This window comes from Natrarchaeobius oligotrophus, assembly GCF_003841465.1.
GTDB lineage: Archaea > Halobacteriota > Halobacteria > Halobacteriales > Natrialbaceae > Natrarchaeobius > Natrarchaeobius oligotrophus.
Genome location: NZ_REFZ01000045.1, coordinates 1 through 4,675 on the forward strand (window position 1 = coordinate 1; position 4,675 = coordinate 4,675).

2 protein-coding genes are annotated in these 4,675 nt (G+C 57.8%); both read right to left on the reverse strand.

Translation table 11 applies throughout. From position 1 onward, the window contains the following. Positions 1–624: 624 nt before the first annotated feature. Positions 625–3,318: a PEP/pyruvate-binding domain-containing protein gene (locus tag EA472_RS21635; RefSeq protein WP_124193525.1), complete on the reverse strand. Its 2,694-nt coding sequence runs from the start codon at positions 3,316–3,318 to the stop codon at positions 625–627. A 142-nt stretch (positions 3,319–3,460) separates the two neighbouring features. Then, entirely contained in the window at positions 3,461–3,835 is a 375-nt protein-coding gene (locus tag EA472_RS21640; protein ID WP_124193526.1) for an ABC transporter permease, read from the reverse strand. Between the last annotated feature and the right edge of the window lie 840 nt (positions 3,836–4,675).

A 4,675-nucleotide genomic window follows, 5' to 3' on the forward strand; every position in this document is an offset into this window, starting at 1 on the left:
CCATGCGCGGGTAGAAGTGTATCTTGGACTGTGTCTCCGAGTGATCGTTGCCATCACGAACTACGAACAGGGTGAAAATCCGGGTCGAACCAAGCTCGTGGCATGAGATGAATTGTATGACACCCTCTTCATAGATAATTCCAAAAGGTGGTGACGTTTATAGGTACTATACCGGTTGACGACCACTTTCGAATAGCGGCTCGAAGCTCGTTCTATATTCGCCCTCTGGTTCGTGGGACTGAGCGCCGCTGGTGGGTATGTCCACACGAACTCTCAACCACCGACGGAGGACAACCGGGCAGTCGAATAGTGACGGCCCGATCGCTTTTGTCCAGTATCAGCCCCTTCGATGCGTGAGTTTCTTCGCGTACCGATACAGCGCGATCACGACGAACGAGTTCATGGAAATACTCGACAGCAGCAGACACTGGTTCCGTCTCATCGTCCACCTCGATCTCTCGTCTTCGTTATCGGCTCGGAGACTCCGTACGTGTGCGACACCGGCGATCAGCCACCCCGTAAGTGCGAGCGTCAATAACGTGAGCGAGAGTCTACGCATACCACGACAGTTGCGGTGAGACCGCATAATAGTTTCAGCCCCGAAGACGCGTTCGCGGGTCACGGTCAGTCGTCGAGCAATTCGACGACGCCCCGATTACCATCGACTCGAATTCGCTGTCCGGTTTCGATCTGTTCAGTCGCTCCAGCGACGACCACCGATGGGATGCCGTACTCTCGGGCAACGATCGACCCGTGGGTCATCTTCCCGCCGTTATTGGTCACCAGCCCGGCTGCGTTGAGAAACAGCGGCGTCCAGCCGGGGTCGGTGTGCGGGGCGACGAGTATCTCCCCTGTTTCGAGGGTCGCGTCGCTCGGCTCTTCGATGACCCGAGCATGTCCTTCTGCGACACCACTGGCTGTCGGAATACCCACGAGTCCGTCCGTATCGACGTCCGAAGCAATACTCCCTCGGGGGATCTCCCCGTCACTCGTGATGACACGCGGTGCACGAAGTTGCTGGTGGTGGAACTGTTCGGCCCGCCGTGCATCGAGATCGACATCGGTCGGCGTGTTCGGATTCGTGAGTTCGGCCAGCAGTTCGTCGAAGTCATAGAGCCAGACGTCGTTCGCGTCTTCGAGACGGCCGTCACGTTCCAATTTCTCACCAGCCGCGAGTACCTGTCGCCGAGTTTCATCCAGCAGTTGCGACAGGGCGTATTTAGTGACCTCTCGCATCGAGAGATAGCTCCGGTACCGCAGTGCGAAGGGACGGACGAGGCGTCGGCGAACCGAGCCGAACCGCTCTCGGCTCGCTTGCCGTTCGAGGCGGGAAATCGCTCGCTTGGCTTCAGTCTCCAGGCGTTCGACGTGCGTTCTGTGGTCTCCCGGTTCGCCAGTTTCGAGCTTCGCCCGAACAGTGCTCAACAGCGGTGCCGGATCCTCGTGATATCGTGGGCGAGAGAACTCGATTTCGGCGGGGGCCCTGAAGCCGTTCTCATCGAGGAAGTTCTCGAACGCAGCAGTGAACTCCTCGCCACCGGCCACCTCGCGTATTTCATCGAGGCTACGGCCCTCTTCGAGAGCTCGTTTGACTTGCGGGTTGTCACGGGCGACGTCGGTAACGTCTCCCAGTTCGATCATCATCGCTGTGGTGACGTTCTCGCGCAACCCTCGTTCGAGGGCCTCGAACTCGTCGTCGGCATTGGGACAGAGCCGCCGTAGGGCCGCCCTGTAGAAGTAGACGTTCCACAGCTTCAACGCCCGCTCCATGGCTTCCCAGCTAAACTCGTCGTTTGTTTCGAGAGCTATCCGCAGGCGTTCTGCCTCCGAATTTCCTGCCCGAATATCCCGTATCATCTCCGCTGCTGAGGCGTCTGCCCACTGTCGCGCTCTGCGGGGAACCCGTTCGTACGAGCTGCTCACCAACCCCTGAAGGATGGAACCGAACGTCTCTCCGACGACGGGAGCTAACTTCCCGATCGTCGAAGCAGTCTGCGTTAGCGACGTGCCCCGAAGCATGGACGATTGGGCCAGTTCGTCACCACGCTGTTCACGAACGGCTTCGAGGGGCGCAATTGCTTGCCTATCGAAGTCGTTGAGCCCTTCGAGGAGGATCGGTGCAAGCCGATCTGATTGCAGGAGTGACGTAACGTCGATGTACACCATCCCACCCGCGGTCGCACTCGACAACCCAGTCTCGGGATCAGACCCGAATCGGTCGAACAGTCCGTCCATCGTCCGCGACCAGTAATCGACAACGAACGGCGGCATCACCTCGGTCATCCCCTGCCGGTGATTCCAGCTGTAGTAGACGTGCAGCGCGTCGTCATCGGGCCGCGGTTCGGGGAGTGGCGAGAGCGTGGTTATCGGGCGCGTTTGCAGCATCCAGAACTGACCGTCGGCGATCGACCACTCGATATCCTGTGGAGAACCGAACGAACGTTCGATCCCCTCACCGTAGGCGACGAGCGTCGTCACCTGCTCGTCGGTGAGAACTCGGTCGTCCTCGGCGTCCGGTACGCCTCCGTTCTCGATGTCACTGACCGGTTCGTTCGCGCCGACCGGATTGGATCCATCGTCGCCACTGACTCCGGCACGATATTCGAGAATGTCGCCGGACTCTCGGTCTACCCGAACCTTTTCCGCTGTCACCGTTCCCGAAACGACCGCTTCACCCAGTCCGGTCGAGGCGTCGATCGAGGAGACGGTCCGCTTGCCGGTGAGCGGATCGGCCGTGAACAGCACGCCGGAGGCGTCTGCGTCGATCATCTCCTGGACGACGACGCACATCGACACCTCCTCGTGTGCAATCTCGTTTCTCGCTCGGTACGATACCGCCCGATCGGTGAACAGACTCGCCATACAGTCCAGAACCGCGTCCGTAACGTCCGCAAGGCTGCTCACGTCGAGGACCGTGCTATGTTGTCCGGCGAATGAGGCCGTCGGGAGGTCCTCGGCTGTCGCACTCGACCTGGTGACGTACGAGATTCCCGGTTCCAGTTGGACCTCGATAGATTCCCGGACGTCCTCTGGGAGTTCTTTCGTTTTGATGGTATCCCGGAGTTCCGTTGCTCGCTCCCGCAACCTCTCGGTATCGATCGGATCCGTGGCTTCGAGGTCGTCGATCATCGCGGAAATCTCCTCGTCGTCCGCGAGTTCTTCGTAGACAGCCGTCGTCACGCAGGACCCGTCCGGAACGGGAAGTCCAGCCGAGACGAGTTTGGCGAGGTTTGCTCCCTTCCCGCCGGAGAGTTCAGTATTCGTGGCCCGCGGGTCCGATAAGGAAAGTACAGCGGGAGCTCGTTCGAGGATGGCCATACTCCTCTTTCGATCACTACCGTGTTTTGCCTTTTTGTAGGTGAGTTTGATACTCTCATCCAGCAAGTCTATTGACCCGGGGCTCGACGTGATATCGATGCATTGTCACAGACACTCAGACGAGAAGTGCAACAGAGAGTCTTCACAACCGTGGCATCACGAAAAGGCCAGCCAGAATCGTCAGGTTCGCCAGAACGCCTGCTGAGGCGACGGTCCAATCGAGTGTCGTGAGAACCAGTGAAAACGCGGTAACCCCGAGCAGTATTTCTCGCCAGTAGCGCCAGCCAGTTACCAGCGCGAGAGCCGAAGCGACGAATCCGACGCCAGCTACGGCAGTCAACAGAGCAAAGACCCGTATCCCGGCATCACCTACGTCAATGGCACCGCCGAGCAGTGTAGTCTTGTACGGGAGATCAGCCATCTCGACTAACTCGAAGTATACTCCGATCCCGAGGAAGTGGATTACCCCGTGGATCGCAAGTGCGACTGCTGCCACGTATGGGAGGTACGTTCTCATCGGAATTCACTTCCTGCGGGTCTTCTCACACGCAGAATCAAGATGGAGCGACCGAGAGCGGTCATCAACCCCTTTTAATGGTCTCCCGGTAGAATGTGCACCCACTCTCCGTTGTGTCATGTTAGACAGAAACAGTCACCCAAGGTTAAATCCACCATGTGGTTGCAACGAGCGATAAAATCATGCAGTGTTCACGTGTCGCGGGACCGTCGAGAGGAAACTCATGGAGAGTACACCAGCCGACAGTGCTTTCGCCGTTTCCGCGATGATCATCTTCCGGCGTAAAGACGGAGAATTTCAGCGATGAACCAACGATCGAATCGGTGGTTGGCTGGCGGTCTCGTTGCACTCGCCGCTGGATTGGCAGCCAACTCGCTCCTCGGCCCTCTGGTAGCTGGCGTCATAACGTATCCGTTGTCGGAGTCTGTTATGAATCAGACTCTTGGTTTGGAGGCCGTTTCACTCTTGGTCGTGTCACCGTTGAGTGTCCTGGCTGCCGTGCTCGTCCTTCGAGGAAACCAAACTGGGCCTATCGCAGCTATTCCTCCAGCCGCATACGCCGCGTATATGTTCGTTCAGTATATCATCGGCCCACAATACGTGGAGTATCCTCGGGTAATCCCCTTCCATTTAGCGATGTTCGTTCTGAGCGGGATTCTTCTGGTATACTCGTGGAATCTTGTCAGGGCTGAAGACCTACCGACTGTATCGTCTCATAGTGATTAAGGAAATTATTTACCGATAGGTGTGGTAGAGTTGATAATGGGTCGGCTTGACGATATCACGCTTGAGGAACTCTACGAACTCAAGGAGCAGATCAACGAAGGGAAGCCGCGAGAA